The organism is Leptolyngbya sp. NK1-12 (genome assembly GCF_032598965.1).
Classification (GTDB): Bacteria; Cyanobacteriota; Cyanobacteriia; order Elainellales; family Elainellaceae; genus Elainella.
The window spans coordinates 1201967-1226263 of the sequence record NZ_CP053586.1; the positions used below are offsets into that span (position 1 = coordinate 1201967).

The following is a 24297-nucleotide window of genomic DNA, read 5'->3' on the forward strand; positions in this document are numbered from 1 at the left end:
CAGCCAACCTGTCAGAGTTTTTGAATTTCAAATCTCCGGAGGTTGCAGATCGGCTCTAAGGATAGAGCAGACCTGATAGACTGATACTGCTTGGCATCAAGGGCAGATCACGAGGGCAAAATCAATGATTTGGGTGGCTTATGCGGCATTCGTTGCGGTCGTTGCCTATTTGTTTGGCTCCATTCCGACCGGCTACTGGGCCGGGCTGCTGCTAAAAGGCATCGATATTCGCGAGCATGGCTCAAAATCAACTGGGGCCACTAATGTGCTGCGGACTTTGGGCAAGGGGCCAGCGATTGTGGTGCTGTTAATAGATGTGCTCAAGGGAGTTGCGGCGGTTGGATTTGCCCGTTGGCTCTACTCGCTACCAGCAGCGGTTACGGCAATTCCAGCAGGCTGGAGTCTAGAAGGCTGGCAGCCCTGGATGATTACCCTGGCAGCCCTGATGGCTGTTCTGGGACACAGTCGCTCGATCTGGATTCGCTTTACCGGCGGTAAGTCGGCTGCTACCGGCTTGGGAGTGCTGTTGGCAATGGCATGGCCAGTTGGAGTAGGGATTCTGATCGTATTTACGTTGGTGCTGGCAATTTCTCGGATTGTGTCCTTAGGGTCAATTGCGGCAGCGGTAGCAGCCATAGTGCTAATGTGGGCTTTTCAGCAGCCCCTGGCCTATCAGCTGGTGGCGTTGGTGGGCGGGCTGTTTGTGATCTGGCGGCATCAGGCCAATATTCAGCGGCTGCTGGCCGGAACTGAACCTCGCTTAGGTCAACGCTCTGATGCTCAGTAGAAGGCCAGTATGACTAGTATGGCAATTACGGCAGTTCTGGCATACTTTTCCCCGCTTCTCCTCTATACCAGTCAGCCACTTTACCTGCCAGCCACTTTACCTGCACTGCAAGGAACGGTAGCCAGCTCCTGCTGATGTTCTAGAATGCGTGATCTCCACAAGCTCAATGTAAAGAACTTGTCTGCTTCAGGAATTTCTCGCAGTTCTGCTGTAGAGATGTTGTACACAATACTTGACTGTACTCGTCTGAAGCGAACTGTATGTCTCAGTATCCCATTCTCTCCACGGCCCTCACCCTGGCTGCTGTTGTTACAAGTGTTACGAGCGGGCTAATCGGCATCCCTGAAGTTGCCCAGGCCGAAACGCTGCCTTCATCCACCGAGAGGCTGATGGCCCAAGCAGAAACTGATACGCACGATGGTAGCCTGTCTGTTACCGGCGTCAGCCAACTCACAGCTTCGGCAGATCAGGCCGTGATTGTGTTGTCCTACTATCCCAACAGCTATTATTCGGCAGACTATTCAGATCCCGACACGACACCGCAAATCCCCCAGGTGCTGCCTTCAGATATCCAGAACGTAGTCGATGCGCTGACTACAGCAGGCGTATCGGCAAGTAACGTTAAAGCATTCCCTGATTACACCTCTGCCGGATCGATGCGAGTCCGACTAACGCTTGCCCAACCCACTCAAGCCAGAATCGAGCAAATGATTGACACAGCTAATACAGCAGTGATCAAAACCAATCGCTATACAGCTAGCGGCGCGGTTGTGGGCTACACCCTCAATAATTGTCAAGCGGTTGAAAACCAAGCTCGCCAAGCCGCTATGGCCGATGCTCAAAATCGGGCTACAGCTCTGGCTAGTGTGGCGGGTGCCCAAGTGGGTCGGGTTTACTCGCTCTCGGAGACGGTGAGTTGGGGCAACAACTACAGCACCGTTTGTCCAGCCAGTTCTGATCCAGCCGCTTATACCGATTACTATTCGTTGCCAATGTACGATCCGTCTCTGCCGCCTACGGTGCGAATCGTTTATTCGCTGAATGTCACCTATGAGATGAAGTAGCAAGCGACTCGAAATTGAATAGATTTAGCTTCGACTGAAGCAGGGTGGGAGCGTCTCACCCTAATTTTTATTCGATACTTTTTATTCAAGACTGTTCTTATTTGATACCGTTGCAGCGCGAAACTGTTCTACGACCTGATCCAAACCAACCGCTCGTGATGCCTTAAACAGAAGCCGATCGCCCGGTTGAACTAGCATCTGTAAACGTTCTACAACTGCCGCCTGACTTGAAAACTGCTCAGCAACCAGCGGCAACGCTCCTTCCGCCATCGCTTCACTTTCGATCGGATCGGCCAAAATCAGCAGCGCATCGAGCCGCAGTTTTTGCACCGCCTGACCAACTCGGTAATGAAACTCAGCTGAGCGGTCTCCCAGTTCTTTCATCGTACCTAATACAGCGATGCGACGCTGACCTGCCGTATCGGCTAGCAACTGCAACGCGGCCAGCATCGACTCTAGACCGGCGTTATAGGTCTCATCTAAAATCACAATGTCATTAGGCAACAGATAGCGACGAGCACGACCCTGCGGCAGTTCTACTGTTAGTCCCTGTTGGAGTGGGGTCCAGTCGATTTGCAGGACGTTGGCAACTGCGAGGGCAGCCAGATAATTGAGGGCATTGTGTTGACCGGGTAAGGGCAGCGGCAGTTCCCTTCCTGCTACCCGCAGCATATTGGCATCGAGTAGCTCACCTTGCAAGTCGCCCCCCGTTAAGCCATAGGACACGACGTTACCGTGCCAAAGCTGAGCGGCGGTTTCCATCAAGCGCAAATTGTCGTAGTTGAGGATGGCTACCCCTGAGGCGGGCATCTCTTGCAGCAGTTCACACTTGGCGTTAGCAATCGCCTGTTCTGACCCCAGTCGCCCGATATGGGCCGTCCCCACATTGGTAATCACCGCAATATCAGGAGAAGCAATTTGGCTCAGCAGCGCAATCTCGCCCGCCGCCCGCATCCCCATTTCAATCACGGCAAAATTGTGCGCATCGGTTAATTCCAACAGGGTTTTGGGTACACCAATTTCGTTGTTGTAGTTTGCTTGAGTTTTTAACACTCGGCCCTGAGTCCCGAGTACCGCGGCAATTAACTCTTTCGTGGTGGTTTTCCCTACCGACCCCGTAACGGCAATCACTGGAATCGAAAACTGCATCCGCCACCAGTGCCCCAACTTCTGATAGGCCGCCAGCGTGTCTTCCACCGGCAGCAAGGAAAAATTATTGGCTGTAAGATACTCAGCGGCAGAGTGTTGCTCCATGAAATAGCGATCCACAATGGCTGCGATCGCTCCCTGCTGCTGAGCGGTTTGAATAAATTCATGCCCATCAAATCGCTCGCCTCGCAAGGCCACAAATGCAGCTCCTGGAACTATACTGCGGCTGTCAGTGCTGATCTGAGTCACGGCTGCATCAAGAGATGTGTCTGAAGCGGAGTAGGGCGAGACAGCCAGAACCTGAGCCAGTTGATGCAATCTAAGAGAAACCATGATGGATGCGATGACGGATGCAATGCTAAACAATTCGACGCGGACCGAGATGCCAAATCTCGAGATGCAAAACGAATAGCAGTCATCATACTGCCATCGTGAGATTTCCTCATAGTTTTTATTAACGAATCCAAGTGAACCAAGGCTTGAGTCTAGCCAAGAGACTGAGTTATTGTAGGATTTGGGTTTTTACCCAGAGGCAATTGAATCGCCATTTACCTACGACAGGCAAATCGCAGACATTGGCACAGGCTGCGCCATGCAGCGTCCGATCAGATTTGTGGCTCAGCAGGGTGACTGGTTAGTTTGAAGGCTACCTGCATCAGTCCTTCAAGGATTTCTTAATGGTGATTTTTCGTTGCTATTGAGAGCTTAAAATTTTTAGAATGTCTACAATTGCCCATTTTGTAAACCCGTCCTCTAGTCCATCGAAAAAGGAGAGAAAAGCATGACCCAAGTGGTCTTAGGAGAAAATGAAGGAATAGAATCAGCACTGCGGCGATTTAAGCGCCAGGTTTCTAAAGCAGGTATCTTGGCCGATGTAAAGAGCCATCGCCACTTTGAAACACCGCTCGAAAAGCGGAAGCGCAAAGCAATTATGGCAAGACGGAAGCGTAGATTTCGTTAATCAGCGCGATTGATTGACTTACTGAGTTTCAGTAGCTGTGAGTCTGGTGGGGAGGCATAGGCGTGTTATGCCTCCTTTGCATTTCGGTTATTGCTGTACTCTGACTGTTGCTGTACTTCAACTTTCGATTTCTCAGCTGTTTAGTTCAGTTTCGGTTTAGTGATGTTCTGGTTTACTTACGTTTCGGTAGGTTATGGCTTGGTTTAGCAGTTGGCTTAATTATAAGTGTTCCTTAAGGGTCTCTAACTCTATAGACTTGATATACAGACAGACTTTGAGCCGTAGACGCTTCCTACCCAATGTCTGAGTCTGTTGGTTGCTCCTTTCGTCATAACTATTATGAAATCTTATCTCGCTGCTGCGGTTCAAATGAATAGCCTGCCGGACCTGCATGAAAATTTGGCTCAGGCCGAAGACCTGATCGATCTGGCGGTGCGGCAAGGGGCTGAACTCGTTTGCCTACCAGAAAATTTTTCCTTCCTAGGTGATGAAGCAGCCAAGATCGCTGAAGCAGAAACCATTGCTCAAAGTAGTGAAAAGTTTCTCAAAACGATGGCTCAACGCTATCAGATTACTCTCCTTGGCGGTGGTTTTCCGGTTCCGACCGCAGCAGGTAAAGTCCATAACACCGCTCTGTTAGTGGGAGCCAATGGCGAAGAGTTGGCCCGCTATGAGAAGGTACATTTGTTTGATGTCAACCTACCCGATGGCAACACCTATCAAGAGTCTGAGACTGTTCTGGCCGGTACGAATTTGCCGCCTGTTCACCCCTCCAAGGAATTGGGCCATCTTGGTCTATCAGTTTGCTATGACGTGCGCTTTCCCGAGCTTTACCGTTATCTATCGCAAATGGGTGCCCATGTGCTGTTTGTGCCCGCTGCCTTCACAGCCTACACCGGCAAAGACCATTGGCAAGTGTTGCTCCAGGCTAGAGCTATCGAAAACACCTGCTACGTAATTGCCCCAGCCCAAACTGGACGCCACAATTCCCTGCGGCAGTCCCACGGCCATGCCATGATTGTTGATCCTTGGGGCATCATTCTGGCCGATGCGGGCGACAAACCCGGCGTAGCAATTGCGTCAATTGAGCCGTCCCGCCTGGAGCAGGTGCGCCGTCAGATGCCCAGCCTCCAGCACCGAGTTTTTTCCTAGATCTTTGGCTAACAGTTGTTGCTGAGGCTCTTGCTTTGAGCAACCAAAATCTGCGGAATTGCTTACCAAGCTACTCCTCATCTTGTTAAGAACCATGTACAGTAGACTGAATGAGTTTCGCTGTATACATGGTCAATGTGAGCACTGGCATGGCTTTCTTTCTATCGATTCCATCATTGCTTTCGCCCTTACTCCCGACCTCTCTACTGGCACAAGTCGCAGAAGCCGCAGAAGTGACAAACGCGCAGCTTGGCCCACTTGTGTTAGCGGGGGGGCTACTCAGCTTGGTAATTATTTACCTAGCCTCCAAACTAGTTGGAGAACTTTGCGCTCGCGTTAATCTACCGCCTGTTTTGGGTGAGTTGATTGGGGGCGTAGTGGTCGGTGTTTCGGCCCTCAACCTGCTAGTTTTTCCAGAAAGCGCAAGTCATGGTACAGATGCATTTGTAATTAAATTTCTGGAATCAACCGCGGGTTTAGCTCCAGAAGCGGTTCCTAAAGTAGCGGAATCGATCGGGGAAGTCATCTCGGTGTTATCAGAAATTGGCGTCATCATCCTGCTGTTTGAGATTGGCCTAGAGTCGGATCTAAAAGAGTTGATTCGCGTTGGTCCACAAGCGGCAGTGGTAGCTGTAGTTGGGGTGGTGGTACCATTTGTTGCCGGTACAGCAGGGCTAGTGGCGCTGTTCAATGTGCCGACGGTGCCTGCCATCTTTGCTGGAGCAGCCCTAACCGCCACGAGTATTGGCATCACGGCCAAAGTTCTAGCAGAAATCCAGCAGCTCAGCTCTCGGGAAGGGCAGATCATCATTGGCGCAGCAGTGCTAGATGACATTCTGGGGATTATCGTGCTGGCGGTAGTGGCAAGCCTAGCTAAAACCGGAGAAATTCAGATTGGCAATATTATCTATCTGATTGTAGGCGCTGGCGTTTTTCTAATTGGGTCAATTCTGCTGGGTCGATTCCTCGGCCCTTACTTCGTAGCCCTGGTAGATCGCATGCAGACCCGTGGACAGTTGCTGATCTCATCGCTGATTTTTGCCTTTATTCTGTCTTATATTGGCGCAGCGATTCAGCTTGAGGCGATTTTGGGTGCATTTGCAGCTGGGCTAGTGCTGGCCGAAACCGAGAAGCAGAAAGAGCTGGAAGAGCAGGTGGTACCCATTGCCGACATGTTAGTGCCCATCTTTTTCGTCACAGTGGGGGCCAAAACGGACGTGAGTGTTCTCAATCCCCTCAACCCAGCGAATCGAGAAGGCTTGATCATGGCTGCCTTTTTAGTAGTTGTTGCCATTATTGGTAAAACGGTGACTGGACTGGCGGTGTTCGGGCAACCAGGCATCAACCGACTGGCAATTGGAATCGGTATGGTACCACGAGGCGAAGTGGGATTGGTGTTCGCTGGCGTTGGCTCTGGCATCGGGATTCTATCTAAACCGCTGGAAGCTGCGATTATCGTCATGGTGATTCTGACTACGTTTTTGGCTCCTCCCCTATTGCGATTAGTGTTTCAGGAAGGTGAACCGGAGCCGATTCAAGAAGGCGTTACTCAGCCAGCCCCGGAAGTCGCCGAATCAGTGCAGGAATCCAATTAGCGTGCTCTTGATCAGTGTCAAGTTTAGTCGTTTGGCGCGGAATGCCTGTGCTAAACTCTTCCGTCAACAGCGCCTCTGGCAGTTTGTTAACCCTATCGCTTTTGCCTGGGCTGTAGCTTGGCCTAACATGCAAAAATGGAGGCCAGCCTTTGACCTATTGCTGATTTGTCTGTTTGCCCCCATCTTGCTTTGGCAGGAAATTACAGCAACAAAATGCTACAAAGGCAACTAGCAAGAATTGCAATTAGGCAGTACGATAAGCAAACTTTTATCGGTTGAGGAGTGTAACGATGATTGTCTGGATCAACTGCGCCCTACGCTGCGAGTTCCTAGGTATCGCAGTCAGCCCGTTTAATCAGCGGATGTCCCTCTGTTGAATGGGCTTAAGTGAGCTGCAATCGCAACACCACTGATGACAGACGCTGTGTTTATCATCACCGTATTGATCATTGGCTGGGGTTAGTTGGCTGAGGTTAAAGGTGCTCAGCAACATTAGCAGTCCATTTCGAAATCCTTTGATACCGATGTGATGCCCCGTTTTCCCGCTGTCCTGTATTTTCCTTGGTGGAGGGGCCGGGTGCTGTTATTGATATCCAGGCAATTTGCTTCGAATCTTATGAATCCATCTCTTTCTGATCAATCCTTTCAATTCACAGCTTCGGCTGCCCGTGATCTCCAACGAGCTAAGATTGGCATCTTCGACAGTGGAGCAGGCGGTCTGACAGTTTTACGAGAACTGTATCGCCAATTGCCTAACGAATCGATCCTTTACTTTGGAGACACGGCCCGCCTACCCTACGGAATCCGTTCTCAAGCAGAGATTCTACAGTACGTGCGAGAAATCCTGGTTTGGATGCTGCAACAGAACGTCAAGATGGTGGTGATGGCCTGTAATACAAGTTCCGCTCTAGCCTTAGAGACAGTGCGTTCAGAATTTGGTATTCCAATTTTGGGCATTATCCTGCCAGGGGCGCGAGCCGCTGTCCAGATGGGCAAACGCATTGGTGTTATTGCTACTCCTGCAACGGCTAACAGCAATGCTTACCGACAGGCAATTCAAGAAATTGATGCGACGGCCCAAGTATGGCAAGTTGGCTGTCCAGAATTTGTGCCCCTTGTAGAAAACAATCGTATCCACGACCCCTACACCCGCCAAATTGCGCAGGAATACCTTGCTCCTTTGCTGGAACAGCGGATTGATACGCTGATCTATGGTTGCACCCACTACCCCCACTTGGCTCCAGTGATCAAATCGATCGTGCCGCGCTCGGTGAAGTTGATTGATCCAGCAGTGCATGTGGTGCAAGCCGCGGCGCAAGAGCTAGAAATGTTGGGGTTGAGAAGTATACGTCCAGCCGTGCCAACGCAGTTCTATGTCAGCGGTTGCCCTCAAACCTTCACTCAACTATCGGTGCAGTGGCTGGGCTGTGCTCCGTTGGTACAACAAGTCAATGTAGCTCGGTTTGCTGCACCTTACTTGAGTACCAAAAGTCGGGATGGTGTTAAAAGCCAAAGCTAGAAGAGGGGCATGAGATTCAGATTTGAATTTTGGGTATGAGGTAATAGAGCAACTGCTAGCAATACAAGATGACAAACTGCGGTCTCACGCTGTTGAAGTTGATTGTCACGCAAGTTGTATATCTCAATACACAATTCAGCTTAAAGGCCTATCCTCTGCCAGATCTCCTTTTCTGAAGTTCTGAAGGCCAGTAGAAACAAATGCAGATACCAGGATTGGGTCAAAACCGTTTCCAGGTACCTGCATCTTGCTAACTGATCAATTGCAATAGGAACAGAAATAAAAACAAGGTAGATGCAGCCTTAGCTCGCTTGTGTTAGGTCACAAGCCACTAGCGGCTGAACAAGTTAGCTCTGAATAGTCAGTCAATCGTATCAATCGTTTAGAATCAATCGTGTAGGATGGCCTACCTAGAACTATTTATAGAAATGGGACTAAGCGCGTGATCGTTCGGCTAGTTTTAGCAACACGTAAACAGTTAAAACATAGCCAGTAGCCAGTATAGGAATAATCAGAGGAATTGCGTCATAAGCCATAAGTCAACTCAACAATCAGATGCAAGGACGACAAAGTAAGGCGGAGCATCAAGACTCGCACAAATACAGAGTCGCGGGGTTGTGAGAATATGCTAAGAGTCGCCGACATCACAAGGATATCGACCAATCGAACATACATGCCCTCTAACCCACTGACACTGAATGGATCTTCTAAAACAAAGCAAAAAATTGCCTCATCCCAGAGGAACAACCCTGAAATCAGGAACTCCATTCAGCCACTAGAACCAACAAGCCAAAAATCGATCGCAGACCGAAAAGTAGACTGGGTTCTGACACTAGCATCAGTAGGCTGAAATAAATCTGCCCGCTCGCACTGAATTTATGAAATTTTGAAATCCCTATCTATCAGACTAGCATAGGATTCTAGTGTTGTTGGGGCAATTTTTCAACTAAGTTCATACATTTTTTGCCCTTGCTTTTGCCCTTGCTTTTGGGCTTGCAGAACTCCACCAAACACAGGTTTTCACAAAGCCTACAGAAATGGTTCAAAACCTATATATAGCGTTTGACCCAACTAACCCCAGCCTACCTGTGCCTGACCAACCCTAGATTGATTGACAATCGTTTGCTATGGCCCTGGTAGACGCGAGTAGCTCCTCTGTGCAACCCCTCCAACACGGCTCGCCTCCGATTGTCTTATAGGTCCGAGTAGTCCAGAAGCGGGTTTTGCCTACATGAGTCCGGCTTTAACCACTAGCGGTCCGTCAATTGATTCGTCAAATTGCTTCTTTAGTTGCGCTAATCAGTTGTACTAACGATCTATCCAATTGCTCTGACTGCTTCCTCTGACTACAAGTCAGTCAACTCGTCAGAGTTTTTGAATTCAAAAATTGCTTTGGGTTTTCGAATCGGCTCTAATCAAGGGAAGCGCTAGGAATCTTTCAGAAAATCTTGTCGATCCACGCCTTTCCCCGGAGGCTTAGCTTAAAATAAAGGTAAGATATGTAAAATTTCGTAACCTAACGCCAGCGTCAGCTTATCCATGACCTCAGCTACCTCCCTCTTTTCTCCCGTTGAAGCGGATCTGCGTCTTCTAACTGAAAACCTGAAGCAATTGGTCGGAGCACGGCATCCCATCCTCTATGCAGCTGCCGAGCATTTATTTGGGGCAGGTGGAAAACGGCTGAGGCCAGCAATTGTGTTTTTGCTCTCGCGAGCCACAATGCCAAATCAGGAAATTACTGCCAAACATCGTCGCCTAGCCGAAATTACAGAGATGATCCATACGGCTAGCTTGGTTCATGATGATGTGATTGATGAAGCAGAGTTACGGCGGGGCGTACCAACGGTTCACAGCAGCTTTGGAAATCGAGTTGCGGTTCTGGCAGGTGATTTTCTGTTTGCCCAATCGTCCTGGTATCTGGCTAACCTTGATAACTTGGCTGTAGTCAAGCTGCTGTCTGAGGTGATCATGGATCTGGCAGAAGGCGAAATTCAGCAGGGTCTAAATCGATTTGATGCTAGTTTATCAATCGAGGCGTATTTAGAAAAAAGCTATTACAAAACCGCTTCTTTAATTGCTAACAGCTCTAAAGCAGCAGGATTGCTGAGCGGCGTCCCGGCAGAGCAGGCCCAGCACCTCTACAGCTATGGTCGTCATATCGGGCTAGCATTTCAGATAGTGGATGACATTTTAGATTTCACTGGCTCTAGTGAGGCACTCGGCAAACCGGCCGGTTCAGATTTAAAAAGCGGCAATCTAACTGCTCCGGCCCTATACGCTCTAGAAGAAAAACCCTACCTCGAAAAGCTGATCGAGCGTGAATTTGCCCACGAAGGCGATTTGGAACAGGCTCTTGCTTTGATTGAAGACAGTCGGGGCATTGAACGTTCCCGTGAGTTAGCTGCCCATCATGCTCAGCAGGCGGTTCAACACCTATCTGATCTGTCACCATCGGAATCACGACAAGCCTTGATTGAGTTAGCTGACTACGTATTGAGCCGATTGTATTAAATTCTCATATCAGCTCATACTAAGTCATTCAACTTAATTAAAACGGTAGTGCTAAACAAGTGAGGATGTGCCGCGCTCCGCGCGGCACATCCTCATCCCAAAACCATTACTTCTTGAGCACTACCATTAAAACTAAGATCAGGGTGTTGTCGCCGCCCTTCGGGTTTCATATTTAATCATGTTGTTCTACTTAGTTACCTATCCGATTTCTCTGACTGCAAATCAGTCAACTCATCAGAGTTTTTGAAGTTCAAACCCTCTTCGGGATTTTCGGATAGGCTCTAATTAAGCAATATCTGGTGGCAAACTAGACCGACCGCGTAGAGATTGAACATACTGTTCGATGGACTGGCGCAACCCTTGCCGGCTCACCTCAGTGCCCGTTTGATCGACAACTGGCCCAAAGAAAATAACGCTATCAACAGGTTCCATTGCCAGCAGCTGAAACAAAATCTGAATCACCGGAACCGGTAGCGCCATAATTTGTGGATCCTCGGTGGCAACACTGGTTTTGACGGCATTCAGCGATGGGTAGGCATAGACCACATTTTTGGTGACATTCGGTTGGGTCCGGTGCTTTAGGGTTGTCATCACCCAGTTCTGCTCTAGATTCTGCAAAATGTAGTACTGCGAATACTGAAGCTGATTAGCAACCGCTTTAAATACAGGAGCAATCAATTGGATCTCATCCGTTTTAGCTCCATAGAGAGGGGCTTGCTCAATCAATTGCTGGATTTGCTCGTCGATAGTCATTAGTCATCCAATGGGCAGTTAATAAATAAACAATTGTTGAATGGTTCAAGTGAAATTCAGTAAAACGGCAAACCGGCTCATTTACCTTGGCGCATTCACCTTGGAAATTACCTATGGTTGACCTGCGGCCTTCTTAAACAGCTCACTTACCAGTCTAATCGGTTGATTTCTTGTTAGATTTACTCCAATTTTGGGCATCTTAAACAGGGATCACCCGTAAGTCAACCAAACTTTAGGTAAATAACAGCGTTTTTCACTCATGTGAGGTATGGGGGTGGGGGGGCTTCGCTCCCACGCAGAGGCAGTGCCCCTGCACACCGTTTTTCGTACTTCACTAGCCTGAAAAAGGCTATGTTTTAGGTAAATACTTTAGGTAAATAGAGTGCGGGGCAAGGCACTAGCACTGTAGAACCTGAAATAACCTGGTTGGCTTGCTTACTATCTACCCGATTTCTCTGGCTGCAAGTCAGTAAACCCGTCAGAGTTTTTGAATTTCAAAATCCTTTCGGGGTTTTCGGATAGGTCCTTAATCGTTGAGCGCGGTTGACTTCAGCTAATCAGAAGGCTCTAGCCGTTCAACGCCGACAAAAGCAACACTCTGGCAATTCTGCCATTGCTGCTCAATCTGATATCAAGTTCCCGATCAAATGCAAATTTTTGGTCAATTTTTCTGTGCCAAACTCCGGGAAATTACGAGGGTTTGATGAATGATGTATTCATTAAGCGTCGGTCACTGTCAGGTATGCTAGGTTTGTAGCCAACACGACCATCAGGGGGAGGCAAGCGAAAGAAGCGTGGAGGCGGTTTTTCAGCTCATATTGGGCGAGCTTAAGCAGTCTACTCACTCTTCTGAGCAGAAATGTCGGGAAGTCGCTACTCGCATTACCGAGGAAGTGGACCGCATTTGCTCGGAAAGTCAGCGTATTCAAGCCTCAGGAGATATTGAAGCTTGGTCTATCAGCTTAGCGCGTCATCGGTTAAAGCAGTGCTTGAAGTATCATCAGCTCGGCTCCCATCGCGGACGGGTGGAATTGCATAGTGGTCTCAGTGCGGTGGTTTATCGCTACATTACACCGCCCCAAGTGCAGTCCAGCTATCAGGCTCGCCTAACGCTGATTGAAGATTTTTTACAAGGATTTTATATCGAATCTTTGAACGCCTTCCGGCGAGAAAATCAGCTGCCACCCACCTATCGGCCCCGCACCCTGCTAGAACTAGCCGAGTACATGGCATTTACCGAACGCTACGGCAAACGTCGCATTCCTCTACCGGGTCGCCGCAGCCAGCAGTTGATTATTCTAAGAGCACAGACGTTTTCGCAGCAGCAACCACCCGAAACAATGGTGGATATTGAGCAAGCTGCCGAAGGGGGTGGAGAAGGAGAGAACCGGAGTGCGGTTTCGCTACCGCAAGTGCGGGAACAAATGATGGCTCAAGAGCCAGAGCTACCCGAGGACACCCTGCGCAAGAAGGTAATCAAGGAACTGATGCGCTATCTGGAGGAACGACAGCAGCAGGACTGTGCGGACTACTTTGCCCTGCGGCTCCAGGATCTACCCGCGAATGAGATTGAAGCAATTCTGGGTCTGACGCCCCGCCAGCGCGACTATTTGCAGCAGCGGTTCAAGTATCATCTGATTCGATTTGCACTATCCCATAACTGGGAACTGGTCCATCAGTGGTTAGAAGCGGATTTGGAGCGCAATCTGGGCTTAACACCGCAAGAATGGCAAATGTTCCAAACCAACATTACGCCTCAGCAGCAGGAACTGCTCCAACTTAAGCAAAAAGGAATGGATGACAAGGCGATTGCTCAGATCTTAAGCTGCACTCCTACCCAAATTCAAAAACAATGGACGAAATTACTTGAACAAGCTTGGGAAATTCGCAACAATTTAATATCCGGAGCAGGTGCATTAACTGATGAATAAAGACGCAGAAGCCATAAATCAGTTTTTGGCTTGGCTATTGCAAGAACCAGACCCGGCTACAGCGCCATCAGGGAAAGACTCCAGCCCAACTGCGGGTTCGGAAGAGTCCGGGACAGTGGATTTGCAGCCTCACACTGATCCACTGGATTCAGAAGTGGAGGCCATAGGGGCTGACCAGCCTGAATCGAGTGCCGTTTTTACTGAGGACATTTCATCATTAGAACTCGGAGAAATACCTGCTGTGCAAGATCGTTTTTATGCCATTATTAAGCGCCGCCTGCGAGCGGAAATTGAGCGCAACCCACCCTTATTTCCCTGGGAATCCAGACTATGGGACTACGAGTCTGAACAGCCCGACCTGATGGGTGCTGAAGCCATGTCCACCTCGTTCTGGGCTACGCAATTGCAAGCGCTCAGGCTACCCATTGCCCTGCCAGAACCCATCCTCGAGCAAATCTTTGCCGAATGTCGTAAGCTGGCTACTGCTTCGCTACGCGAGGGAGTGAAGCTCGTCCGGGCTGTAGAGAACCTCTTTCCTGAAGATTTACCCACTCTCAATTATTGGGCGGGACAGGTTTTGGCAGAACCGGTTCGCAGTCCCAGTCAAACCCTTCCGGCTAACACGCTGCCGCAAAGCTACGAACTCGCCAATCCAACTCAGCAAATGGTGCTCTCCTTACTGGCAGCACGGCAGGTTCTAGATGCCATGACAATTCAGGTATCGGCGGACTATCCACACGCTCAGCGGCAGTGGTTGACAGCAGCCGGTGAACTGGTATTGAACGTTGAGTATCAGCCGGAAGCAGCACGGATTCGCATTCAAGCCTGGCTGCCTGCACCGGGTCGGCTAACCATGAAAGGACAGTCCCAAGAGGTGACAGAAACTTGCTCTCAGTCAGAAACACTGAGTTTGGAGTTGAGCTATGCAAGCGCAGGTGAAACCTATGGGCTAGAGGTCGAACTAGAGGCCGCTCATCAATCGCCATTTGTGTTTGCCGTTCACCTTACTCCAGAACTAGCTTGAGTAGGTTTGAGTCAGCAAATATAAGTCGGGCTAGGGCGTTGCTCATCGTTTACTAGTTGCTGATGCAAGAAATTGGCCTGTCCGGTGGTGGGGTGCTTGTGTAATATTGCCTTTTTCAGCGGCTGGTTTCCCACTCTCCTATAGGGTTTGGTTACAGTAGGGGTTAGAAATGATACTCCTACTGTTTTGCTGTTGCTCAATGTCTAGCCCTTTGCACCAACGTCAGTCCTCTACTCCAGCCTTACTGAATCTTCCTGTTCTGAAACAAATTTGGCTGCGGCTTGAGGAGCAACCGCGCCCAGAGCCAGAAGACTCACTTCTGTTGCGCATTCTAGTACAAGCCTTGGTGACGGTTGGAATTCTAGCCACAGACTTAGCTGCCGCCGACAGTGTCGATACGCTCAGAATTAGTCTGTGGGCAGTTCCTGTCAGTGCGCTCGGGGCTACCTGGAGCTGGTACCAACGCCGCAAACGTAATATTCCAGTCAAATTTTGTATTGCCATCGCCATGCTGATTGCGCTGGGTGTGTTTTTTGTGCGCCTATGGGGAGAGCGCAACGATACGCGACTCGCTCTAGCAACGCTGCTGATTCATCTCCAGGTGTTTCATAGTTTCGATCTGCCACGCCGGAAAGATTTGGGCTACTCGGTGGTGATTGGTTTAATTTTGCTGGGTGTGGCGGCCACTCTTAGCCAAACCCTAACTTTCGCTCCCCTGCTGCTGCTGTTTTTGGCGATTGCCATTCCCGTGCTGGTGCTCGACTACCGTTCGCGGTTGGGATTGCCAACTCAAGGTGTTCATCTAGGTTTAGGGTTGACATCGAAGCGCTTCGGGCAATTTTTGGCCATTGTGCTGAGCTTGGGGCTGGTCATTTTCCTAATGATGCCGCGTTTACCAGGCTATCAGTTGCGCTCCTTTCCAGTGAGTGCGCCAATTCCGTTGCCACAGCAGTACAACAGTAGCACCATTATCAATCCAGGCTATGTCCAGGAAGGAAATAATGGCACAGGCAGCGGTGGGAGTGCCTCAGGACTGAATTCAGCGGCGGGGCCAGGTGAACTCAACAAAGACTTCTATTACGGCTTCAACAGCAAAATCAATCAAAATCTGCGGGGCACGATGACGCCGCGAGTAGTGATGCGGGTTCGCTCTCAGGCACCAGGCTTTTGGCGCGTGTTGGCGTTTGATCGCTACACCGGCCAAGGATGGGAAATTTCACGCAATGCTGAAGAACAGGTGGAAAAACTGGAGCGGCCGGAGTGGTCATTTCGGTTTAGCCTGCCGTGGTCGGTGACGTTAAACCGCACAAAAGAAGTGATTCAAACCTACACGGTTGTTTCAGATCTGCCGAATTTGATTCCTGTCTTGTACGAACCGAAGGAACTTTACTTCCCGACTAACGTAGTAGCAATGGACAAGGAAGGCGGATTGCGGTCGCCTGTTTCTCTGTCGGAAGGCTTGACCTATACCGTTGTTTCAGAAGTCCCCTATCGAGACCGGACACGGCTTAACCAAGCTCCTGTCCGTCCACCCGCCTCAATCGGCACCTATTATTTGCAGCTGCCATCGAGGGTGACAGAACCGTTGCGGCAGCAAACCGAAGCCATTCTGGCCCGCGCTCCTAAACCCCTAACTACGCCCTACGAAAAAGCACTCTATCTGGCTCAGTACTTAAAGCAAAACTACAAAATTCAGCCCGATTTACCTTTTTTTGAGCCAAATGAGGATTTGGCGCTGGCTTTTCTAACTCAGTACAACGGCGGCTACCCGGATCATTTCGCGACGACGCTAACAGTAATGCTGCGCTCGATTGGCATCCCAGCTCGGCTAGTGATGGGATTTGGCGCTGGCCGATTCAATCCCTTCACCGGATTCTACGTAGTCCGCAACGTGGATGCCCATGCCATGACGGAAGTTTATTTCCATAAATACGGCTGGTTCACTTTCGATCCAATTCCCGGCCACGAACTTTTGCCGGCTTCGATCGAAGAATCCAGCAGCTTTGGCGTTTTGCAGCAATTTTGGAACTGGGTGGCTGGCTGGTTACCTTCGCCACTGACCGGCTGGCTGAATCAACTGTTCGAGCAAATAGCGGCTGGACTGGGCTGGGGGTTAATGGCCCTAACGGCTTTCTTTTCCCAAGGTTGGGTAGGAATGCTCTTCGGCATTGGCCTGATTACTGGTCTGGCGTTTTTGGGCTGGCTGGGATGGAGCGCTTGGCAGGCATGGCGCTATCGTCGCTGGTTGGCCAAACTGCCGCCGATGGAGGCCATCTACCAACAGATGCTGCAATACTTGGCACAGCAGGGACTTCAGAAACAGGCCGCCCAAACTCCTCTAGAATATGCGGCTGACTGTCGGACCCGTTACCCCAACGAACAGGCAAAGGCGATTAACGAAATCTCCCAAGCCTATGTGCACTGGCGCTATGGAGGCCAACGGCCTAACTTGACTGAGTTGAAGGAACTGTTGGGACGGTTGCAGCCGAGTAGGAGCGGGAAGCCATAGCAGGCTGGCGAAATTCCATCCGATAGCGATACAGAGCCACCGGACGAGGCGACGAAAAGGGATTGTCGCTGGCAAGGGTTTTGAAATAGTCGGGATCCTGAGGCGACAGGTAGATAGCCGTAATCTGATCGGCAACAATGAGCGGTTGGTCAGTCTGATCAGGATTGGGTTGATAGCTGTAAGCCGTGGTATTTTCGACTTCGTTGAAATAAAGTTGAGGCGCACCGCGAAATTCCTGCTGGAAGAACTCAGTTGTGATGAACTCATGCGGCGTAGGTGTTTCAGCGGCCCGCTCAGTGACAGTAGAAACTAACTGCCGATCCCCCTTGAGTAGCGTAATCTGGCGGTTTGGATTAGCGGGATCAACTTTGACGGCCAGCACCGCCCGCTCACCCAAATAGGCTTTCGCCAACTGCATGCCGTTGTATGCCCGATCGGATACCCAATGCTTTGATTGAAGCTTCGATTGAGCGGAGACGCGCATCAATCCAGACGCCTGAGGTTCAACAAACCGCACCTGAAAGTGAATCGGCTGGTTGAGGAACTGCCGGTTACTCTCAAATCCGGGTGTCACGATCTCTGGCGCGAGCGGTGCGGTCATGTCTACCAGTGTGGTTGTAACCATCCATTCGCCAGCAAACCAGTCCGGATAGATCAGATCGCCTTGAGCAGGTTGGACCGGCGGCTTACCTTGCCAGTTGGGATACTGTTCAATTCGTGTGGCCAACGGTGATTGGCTCGATGCCGCCAACGCAATCCCGCTACAGAGCAACCAAAGCAGCAACAGCCCGCCCAGCCAAACCAAACGCCATTTCCATTTCATAGTTTCATCTCACAGGGCCTCTACCGGAGCCGGCTGCCAGATTTCGCCATACTGTTCCTTCAAGGCATGCCATGCTTCCACCTGACCAGGCGTATATTCTCCCGGTTTACCCCATTGTAGAAACAGGCTCAGAGCGGGTTCCATTTGCTCATCTAGAAAGCGAATCGCGTAGGTCGTAAAGTTGCCGCGCTTGGCTTCGCCGGTTTCAAACTTCACCTGAGTGATTTTGTCCATATTCAGGTGAAATTCATAGCCTTCCTGATGCATATTGGCGTATTTGCCCTTGGGCAGCTCAGCATAAAACAGTTTGCTGATGGTACCCCGCACTTCTAAAACTGCCGCACTGCTAGTCACAATCATCCGCAGGAGGCCCAGCGATTCACAAGCTTCTAAAAATTCCTTCAGCGTTGCAGCCATGATCAGTATTCGGAGAAAGACTCAACGGCATCCTATCACTGGCATGACGTGTTTTAAAGGCCAGAGTTGCCAGCAAAACTGGAAGATTCACTAGAACGTTGGCTGAATAGTTCGCTATGCTAGCATGACCGACCATTGACCGCATTGGCTTCAAGCGTATGCAGCCTAAAACAAACAAGCAGTTTGGCTGGTTTGGCCTGTTGATGATAGCCGTTATCAGTGGATTGATCGTCAGAGTGGTGGGCGATCCCCTGGTTGAAATGTTCAGCCCCAAAATCGCAGATTTGACCGAAGGGGCCGGGGAGTGGCTGGAAGATTGGTTCGAGGATAGGGAATGGCGTGAGAAACTGCAAGACTGGCTGGATTCAGATCCTCAGCCTGACCGAAATCGCTCATTCTGGCATTGAAGTCATGCACTACCCCCAAGAGAGACAGGCAGATCATGAGCCCCCACATCTGCCTGTCTCGTTACCTGGGTAGGATCCGGTAAAGAATCCTTCTCTTCAGGCTATCCTGATTATCCGAATGGATGGCTAATTTGCGATGAAGTAACCGCGAGAATTTCGTAAATATCCAGTTGACAGGCAAGTTGTATTAGTTTGATTGATTATCTCGCCTGCGCAGGTTTTGTCTGGATAGATGCAGCCTTAGCAGGCCAGCATCAGAAGTTTTCTCAATCAGCCTAGTCAGTAAATGAACGAGGCAATAGAGCATGGGGCGGATTGCCTCACTCCCTTGCTATAAAGTCCTTAATAAATAAAGTCAAACTGCGCTCTACCGAAAATCGATCAGCACTAGGCTAAGCACAATGAGGCACAAAATCAAATGAATCAAATGTAAACTTATGTAAAGTATCAGCTTTTTCGTTAAGAAATATTGCAGGATTTTGATCCCCTTGCTAGCGTTGGAGAGTCCTGGTGATTCCAAACAGGTACGCCAAATAGGTATGCCAAATAGGTATGCCAAATAGGTACGACTGTTGTAGGAATATAGGAGGTCAACTTATGGATCCCATCCAAAACTGGCTTCAAGTCCAAAACCTTACCTATCAAGTGCAGTTTGTTCTGTGGAAACCAGTACTGTTTAGCTGCTAGAAGCCATGGTTTAGCTTTTTGCAGCTCATGAATCTAGCTCATATTTATTGGGGGTTAAGAAGATCAACGCTAGATTCACAAGTGCACACTAGTATTGTTTTCAGTGTTGTTGCTTTGTTCTACTCTACTGCAACCGTGACTATAGCCGTAGCGTAGAGACAGCAATATCAAGATATAGCAGCACATTCCCGTAAGGATATCGTCCTAATACTGAGTAGCGGTATCAAGTTCATATCGTCGAAATGTCACTGAAGTATCACTGAAGTTGTTCTCAGTTGTTCTGCAATTTTGTTGAGTGCAGAATCGACGCCATTCTGGAGGTTCTTGAGATGAATATTCAAGGAAAAACGGTGCTCGTGACCGGAGCTTCTCGTGGCATTGGACGTGCAATTGCGCTGGAACTGGCCAAACATGGAGCCAAACGGTTGTTGCTGCTGGCCCGAGATCATCAACGCCTTGGCGACAGCGCCAAGGAGGTTGAAGCATTGGGTGCAGAATCGATCATCTTGCCGTTAGATTTGTCCCGACCGGTTGAAGTGAATATTGCAATTGCCCAAACCTGGCGGGATTATGGCCCGATTCATTTGCTGGTCAACTGTGCTGGGATTGCTCACCAAACTCCCTTCTTGCAGTCAAGATTGGCCCATGTGCAGGAGGAAATTGGAGTTAATTTGGTAGGAATGTATACCCTAACCCATTTGATCGCCCGCCGGATGGTAGCTCAACGACAGGGCACAATCGTGAATGTTTCTAGCCTCATGGGTAAGGTGGCCGCTCCGACTATGGCGACCTACTCGGCAACGAAGTTTGCCATTGTGGGCTTCACGCAAGCATTGCGCAGTGAACTAGCAGGTCACAATATTCGTGTCGTTGCCTTGTTGCCGTCTCTTACCGATACCGATATGACCCGCAATTTGATCTGGTTTCGTTGGGTGATTCCTACAACACCGCAGCGAGTGGCGCAAGCCCTGATCACTGGCCTGCAGAAGGACTCCCCCGAAATTCTGGTGGGATGGCAGAGCCATTTAGCAGTATGGGCTAACCGAATCGCGCCGCGACTGCTGGAAAAGGTGTTGCGGCTGGCCGCCCCTCTACCCGAAACACGCCTGAGATTCTATTCCAAACTCAGGTAAATTGCCCAATCGCATGCTTGGGCAGATCCTACAGTCCTAGCATTACAGATGGCAGGAGACCTCCTTACCCTTTCACTCGGTGAATGCTTTTAGCTGCTGGATGTGCGGGGAGTTCTTCAGCTCCCCCTTTCGCCTAGGGCTAATATCAAATCTGATTAAACGCCCTAAATTTAAATGCCGCGTTGTACGGGCGTTTCGGCGAAACGCCTCTACGCGAACTCTGGCTGATCAACCGGATTTGACATAACATATTACTTTTGCGGAATTTCTATTCATTGAACTTAATGATGGGTTTATAGGTTTAAAGATAAGATCAAATTAATTCAAAGGAATCAAATGGTAACTTCTTTTTATGTAGTTTGATAAACCTTTGAAGACAGTTTTTCGTACAGATCTTTACATGGGGGAGTAACGATCATGATTACGACAGACAAATGTGATGTTGAAGTAGCGTTTGAAACGCGCAACCATAAAGGCCATTTTATCCAAGAAAGGATTTACAAGTTTCTTGGGATCGACCAGTCGGGCTGGGCGTTGATCTGCCAAGATGAAGCGACTTGCCATTATGTGGATCCGGATTGTTTGAAGGAGATTGAAGAATAGGGGCATATATTCTGACAGCTGAGTTGCTTAATTTGAGGATTCAGTAATTTCCAGAACTCGTGCTTGAGCCGGATTGGGAAAATTACGAATGACTAATTAAAAGAGACAATCTATGCTCTGGTGTAATTAGTAATAGCACGGAGAGACAGGCTAAAACAGGTAGGAGCAGAGGCTGGTCCTACCGCTGATAGGGGCTAGAACTTCAAGTGAGCAAGGGTTATATCAAATCAACATGAACCTTGAGCGAAAACTGAGCGTTTGGCGAAAAAGAATTGAACTCTAAAGGTGTTGTATCTGCTGCGTTCGCAATTGGCGAAACCGCACGCAAGATATGGTTGAACCCTTTGGAGGATCAATAGCAAAATGAATTTTCGTCGCTCACTCCTTGCACTTTCACTGAGTACTCTGGGTCTGTTCGCAGTTTCCAGTCCAGTTAAAGCGTTTAGTTTTGAATCTCCTGCCGATCTGACTGGAGATAGTATTTTTGATGATGCTGATTACAATCAGAAATACGCTAAAGGTGATCAGAAAACATTCACCGCTAAGTACGTGGTTGAGAGTCGTGCTGGTAATAACAATCCAGAAGCTGGGGTTTGGGAATCGGGTGCCTTCAGCAGCAACTACAACTCGGCAGGAACCGATTATTCCAATAGCTTTATTGCTGGCAGCGGTAGGGGTCATACCTGGACGAAAAATACCTTCGTAGACTTTTTGCTGCAATATACGGGCACCCAGCTGATCTACCAAATCGGCAGTCAGAAAATTACACTCAATGTGGACGCGGCAAAAGGTCCGATTACTGACTTGATGATTCGTACAGCCGCTGGACTGCGGACCAATGCTCAACAGCCGAATAACCCCAACCAAAACACGAGTTTCAGTAAGGTGGTGCTGAGTGATTTGAGCTTGGGTGGGGCAAATACAGCTTCGCTTCAGTCTGCGTTTAGTCGAGGCGAGATGACGGCCCAGAAAACTAGAGATGTGGACTATCTGCGAGTCAAAGGTTTGAATAACCAGGCGTTTACCTTAACGGGTAAGGCGATGCTAGATTGGGGTGATGCTATGCCTCAAAACTCGAATCTGGGGTTCCAAATTAAAATCGGCTCAACGCCAACTGAGGTACCTGAACCTGGAACAATGGCTGCACTGGCTCTAGCGGGAGCAGCAATGGTGAAATTTGGCAAACGCAAGCAGCATGCTGACAGTTGAGCTGAATTGAACGAATTAGTAAATGAACTGCTAAGCCGCTGAAGCTCAATAGAACTAGATTGAGCCGGTTGAATTGAACCCATGAAATGAACCAACTGATTGGGTGGGCAAGTCCCACCCTTTTTTGATTTTTGATCATTAACGTTTTGCTGGTTGCTGTCTGGATTGTTGTTTGAACCATTGCATCCTCTAGCGCAAGATTTTGACAAAATACCGCAAGAATCGGGCGTGACCTGCGGGGTGATTCTCCCTACAGTAAAAGCATTCACTTAATGAAGGAAAACGGTGATGAAAGCTATTGCGGCTCTGGTTTCGATGTCTGTCTGCTCACTAGTATGCGCTGATTCCGTTTTGCTGCCAGCTTTTGAATTACAAGGTTTTGCATCCCAAGTGTCTGCATCAACACCCAGTGTCCAGGTATTGAAGGAGAAGCAATCGTAATGGAAACGAATATTTTACAGCCCGGTGCTAATCGAGTCACATTTCAAAGTGAAGGAGAAACCCTGGTTGGCGTGCTTTACCTGCCGGTTACGTATCAACCGGGAGATAAATTACCAGCCATCATCGTCACTGGTTCTTGGACAACCGTAAAAGAGCAAATGGCTGGACTCTATGCCCACAAACTGGCCGAACAAGGTTATGCCGCACTTGCCTTCGATTTTCGCTACTTTGGTGAGAGCGGTGGCATCCCGCGCAATTATGAATCGCCCGCAGCTAAGATTGTCGATATTCAAAACGCAGTCAGCTATTTGCAAACCGTTGATGCCGTAGACAGTCAGCGAATTGGCGGGTTGGGGATCTGTGCCAGTGCAGGCTACATGGCAGTTGCAGTCGCTCAAGATCCGCGTATCCAGTCCTTTGTAGCTGTGGCTCCCTGGATTCATGACCGACATTTGGTCGAAATGATCTACGGCGGCATGGCTGGAGTTGAGGCCAAACTGGAGGCAGGGCGTGCAGCTAGACACGAATTTGAGCAGACAGGAGTCGTTGAGACTGTTCCAGCCATCAGCACCACAGATGAAAATGCGGCGATGTTCGGAGAATTTGATTACTACCTCAACCCAGAACGCGGAGCCATTCCCCAGTGGGGCAATCAATTCGCCGTCATGTCTTGGGTGGACTGGTTGACCTTCAGCCCCATGCCCCAGGCTAGCCAAATTAATGTGCCCACTCTATTTATTCACAGTCGGGATGGTGCTGTTCCTGCGGGAGCGGAACAATTTTTTGCCGATATTCCTGCCCCAAAGCAGTTTGTTTGGATGCCTGGAATACAGTTTGATTTTTACGATCAGGAACCAACTGTTAATCAAGCTGTACAAACAGCTGTTGAGCATCTGAAACAAACGCTCTAAATAGTTTTCAATCAATCTGTGAACAGGATAGATGACAGCATAGTAAATGCTAAACCTATGATATCTAATCATCTCACCTGCAATCGTCGTCGCATTCTCGTTGCCAGTCTGGCTGGCAGTACTGGTTTCTTAGCTGCTGCAACGGCCTCGGCTCAAAACCCACGGTCTTCAGGAGAACACGCGATGAATGGTTTGGAAATCACCAACGCCGTGAACCGGATTGCCATCTTATCAGACCTGCGCAATTGGGACGCGGTACGAGCTTGCTTCACTGAACAGGTCCACGTTGATTACACGTCCCTAACTGGTGGAGAGTCAGAGACAATCGCAGCAAATGCTTTAGTAGAGCAGTGGAAATCAGTTTTTGAAAGCACCTTCAAAACAACACAGCACCTACTCGGCAGTCACTCGATTACCATCACTGGAGACAGCGCCACCTGTCTTTCCCATTTTCAAGCCCGCCATGTTCCGCTTGATCCAACAAAATCAGTGTGGACCCTGGGCGGTTACTATACCCACAAACTGGTGAAACAGAACAATCAGTGGCTGGTCGAGGCCATGACAATGGTTTGGACTTGGGAAGAGGGCGAGCGGCCTTTTGCGTGAGAAAAGCAGAGCAGCCGTTCAGAGTCATTCAGAGCAGATGCTTCCTCCCGAACCGTCTTGAAAATGCGTCTTTAAAATGAGAGGCAGAAGCATTCTCCAGAGGAC

The 24297-nt window shown here is 49.4% G+C and carries 21 protein-coding genes; 17 read left to right on the forward strand and 4 right to left on the reverse strand.

What is annotated here, in order from left to right:
- The first annotated feature begins 124 nt into the window (after positions 1-124).
- The 3 genes from plsY to HJG54_RS04575 all read left to right on the forward strand — a co-directional run bounded on the left by plsY (position 125) and on the right by HJG54_RS04575 (position 1851).
- A complete protein-coding gene (gene plsY, locus HJG54_RS04565) occupies positions 125-787 on the forward strand; it encodes a glycerol-3-phosphate 1-O-acyltransferase PlsY (RefSeq protein ID WP_316433619.1) in 663 nt (220 codons plus the stop codon).
- 9 nt (positions 788-796) lie between these two features.
- Entirely contained in the window at positions 797-922 is a 126-nt protein-coding gene (locus HJG54_RS04570) for a hypothetical protein (RefSeq protein WP_316433620.1), read from the forward strand.
- A 125-nt stretch (positions 923-1047) separates the two neighbouring features.
- The gene (locus HJG54_RS04575) at positions 1048-1851 is read left to right on the forward strand and encodes an SIMPL domain-containing protein (protein WP_316433622.1); all 804 of its coding nucleotides are present in this window, start codon (positions 1048-1050) and stop codon (positions 1849-1851) included.
- 81 nt (positions 1852-1932) lie between these two features.
- Here HJG54_RS04575 and HJG54_RS04580 read toward each other — a convergent pair whose 3' ends face one another.
- Positions 1933-3333, reverse strand: coding sequence for a UDP-N-acetylmuramoyl-tripeptide--D-alanyl-D-alanine ligase (locus HJG54_RS04580; protein ID WP_316433623.1), 1401 nt, complete (start codon positions 3331-3333; stop codon positions 1933-1935).
- A 448-nt stretch (positions 3334-3781) separates the two neighbouring features.
- Here HJG54_RS04580 and rpsU point away from each other — a divergent pair, with 448 nt between their 5' ends.
- From rpsU to sds, 5 genes are all read left to right on the forward strand, one after another.
- Positions 3782-3961, forward strand: a complete 180-nt coding sequence (gene rpsU / locus HJG54_RS04585; RefSeq protein WP_058881784.1) for a 30S ribosomal protein S21 — start codon at positions 3782-3784, stop codon at positions 3959-3961.
- A 339-nt stretch (positions 3962-4300) separates the two neighbouring features.
- Positions 4301-5113, forward strand: a complete 813-nt coding sequence (locus HJG54_RS04590) for a carbon-nitrogen hydrolase family protein (RefSeq protein ID WP_316433628.1) — start codon at positions 4301-4303, stop codon at positions 5111-5113.
- A 110-nt stretch (positions 5114-5223) separates the two neighbouring features.
- On the forward strand, positions 5224-6708 hold the full coding sequence (locus HJG54_RS04595; RefSeq protein WP_316433630.1) for a cation:proton antiporter: 1485 nt from the start codon (positions 5224-5226) through the stop codon (positions 6706-6708).
- 616 nt (positions 6709-7324) lie between these two features.
- On the forward strand, positions 7325-8227 hold the full coding sequence (gene murI / locus HJG54_RS04600; protein WP_316433632.1) for a glutamate racemase: 903 nt from the start codon (positions 7325-7327) through the stop codon (positions 8225-8227).
- A 1539-nt stretch (positions 8228-9766) separates the two neighbouring features.
- Positions 9767-10738 (forward strand): solanesyl diphosphate synthase, encoded by a 972-nt coding sequence (sds, locus tag HJG54_RS04605; RefSeq protein ID WP_316433633.1) that lies wholly within the window; start codon positions 9767-9769, stop codon positions 10736-10738.
- Between the two features lie 285 nt (positions 10739-11023).
- Here the strand turns inward: sds and HJG54_RS04610 are convergent, their stop codons facing one another.
- Positions 11024-11491 carry a hypothetical protein gene (locus HJG54_RS04610; protein WP_316433634.1) on the reverse strand — a complete coding sequence of 156 codons (468 nt, stop codon included), beginning with the start codon at positions 11489-11491 and terminating at the stop codon, positions 11024-11026.
- A gap of 794 nt (positions 11492-12285) precedes the next feature.
- Between HJG54_RS04610 and hetZ the strand changes: the two genes are divergently transcribed.
- The 3 genes from hetZ (at position 12286) to HJG54_RS04625 (ending at position 16955) form a co-directional block, all read left to right on the forward strand.
- Positions 12286-13422 (forward strand): heterocyst differentiation protein HetZ, encoded by a 1137-nt coding sequence (gene hetZ, locus HJG54_RS04615; protein WP_036002200.1) that lies wholly within the window; start codon positions 12286-12288, stop codon positions 13420-13422.
- Positions 13415-14446, forward strand: a complete 1032-nt coding sequence (locus HJG54_RS04620; protein ID WP_316433635.1) for a hypothetical protein — start codon at positions 13415-13417, stop codon at positions 14444-14446. The genes hetZ and HJG54_RS04620 overlap by 8 nt, the downstream gene beginning before the upstream one ends.
- Positions 14447-14645: 199 nt before the next feature.
- The gene (locus HJG54_RS04625; RefSeq protein WP_316433636.1) at positions 14646-16955 is read left to right on the forward strand and encodes a transglutaminase TgpA family protein; all 2310 of its coding nucleotides are present in this window, start codon (positions 14646-14648) and stop codon (positions 16953-16955) included.
- Here the strand turns inward: HJG54_RS04625 and HJG54_RS04630 are convergent.
- Both HJG54_RS04630 and HJG54_RS04635 read right to left on the reverse strand, forming a co-directional pair.
- Positions 16891-17778, reverse strand: a complete 888-nt coding sequence (locus HJG54_RS04630) for a DUF6816 family protein (RefSeq protein WP_316433637.1) — start codon at positions 17776-17778, stop codon at positions 16891-16893. The two genes, HJG54_RS04625 and HJG54_RS04630, sit on opposite strands and share 65 nt — an antisense overlap.
- 9 nt (positions 17779-17787) lie before the next feature.
- On the reverse strand, positions 17788-18195 hold the full coding sequence (locus HJG54_RS04635; protein WP_316433638.1) for a ChuX/HutX family heme-like substrate-binding protein: 408 nt from the start codon (positions 18193-18195) through the stop codon (positions 17788-17790).
- Between the two features lie 158 nt (positions 18196-18353).
- Here HJG54_RS04635 and HJG54_RS04640 point away from each other — a divergent pair, with 158 nt between their 5' ends.
- The 6 genes from HJG54_RS04640 to HJG54_RS04665 all read left to right on the forward strand — a co-directional run bounded on the left by HJG54_RS04640 (position 18354) and on the right by HJG54_RS04665 (position 24192).
- Positions 18354-18602, forward strand: coding sequence for a hypothetical protein (locus HJG54_RS04640; protein ID WP_316433639.1), 249 nt, complete (start codon positions 18354-18356; stop codon positions 18600-18602).
- A 1016-nt stretch (positions 18603-19618) separates the two neighbouring features.
- Positions 19619-20422, forward strand: a complete 804-nt coding sequence (locus tag HJG54_RS04645) for an SDR family NAD(P)-dependent oxidoreductase (RefSeq protein WP_316433640.1) — start codon at positions 19619-19621, stop codon at positions 20420-20422.
- A gap of 417 nt (positions 20423-20839) precedes the next feature.
- Positions 20840-21025 (forward strand): hypothetical protein, encoded by a 186-nt coding sequence (locus tag HJG54_RS04650; protein WP_036002215.1) that lies wholly within the window; start codon positions 20840-20842, stop codon positions 21023-21025.
- Positions 21026-21388: 363 nt separating this feature from the next.
- Entirely contained in the window at positions 21389-22234 is an 846-nt protein-coding gene (locus tag HJG54_RS04655) for a choice-of-anchor W domain-containing protein (RefSeq protein ID WP_316433643.1), read from the forward strand.
- Positions 22235-22674: 440 nt separating this feature from the next.
- Positions 22675-23586, forward strand: a complete 912-nt coding sequence (locus HJG54_RS04660) for an alpha/beta hydrolase (protein WP_316433644.1) — start codon at positions 22675-22677, stop codon at positions 23584-23586.
- Positions 23587-23643: 57 nt separating this feature from the next.
- Positions 23644-24192, forward strand: a complete 549-nt coding sequence (locus HJG54_RS04665; RefSeq protein ID WP_316433645.1) for a nuclear transport factor 2 family protein — start codon at positions 23644-23646, stop codon at positions 24190-24192.
- Positions 24193-24297 lie beyond the last annotated feature (105 nt).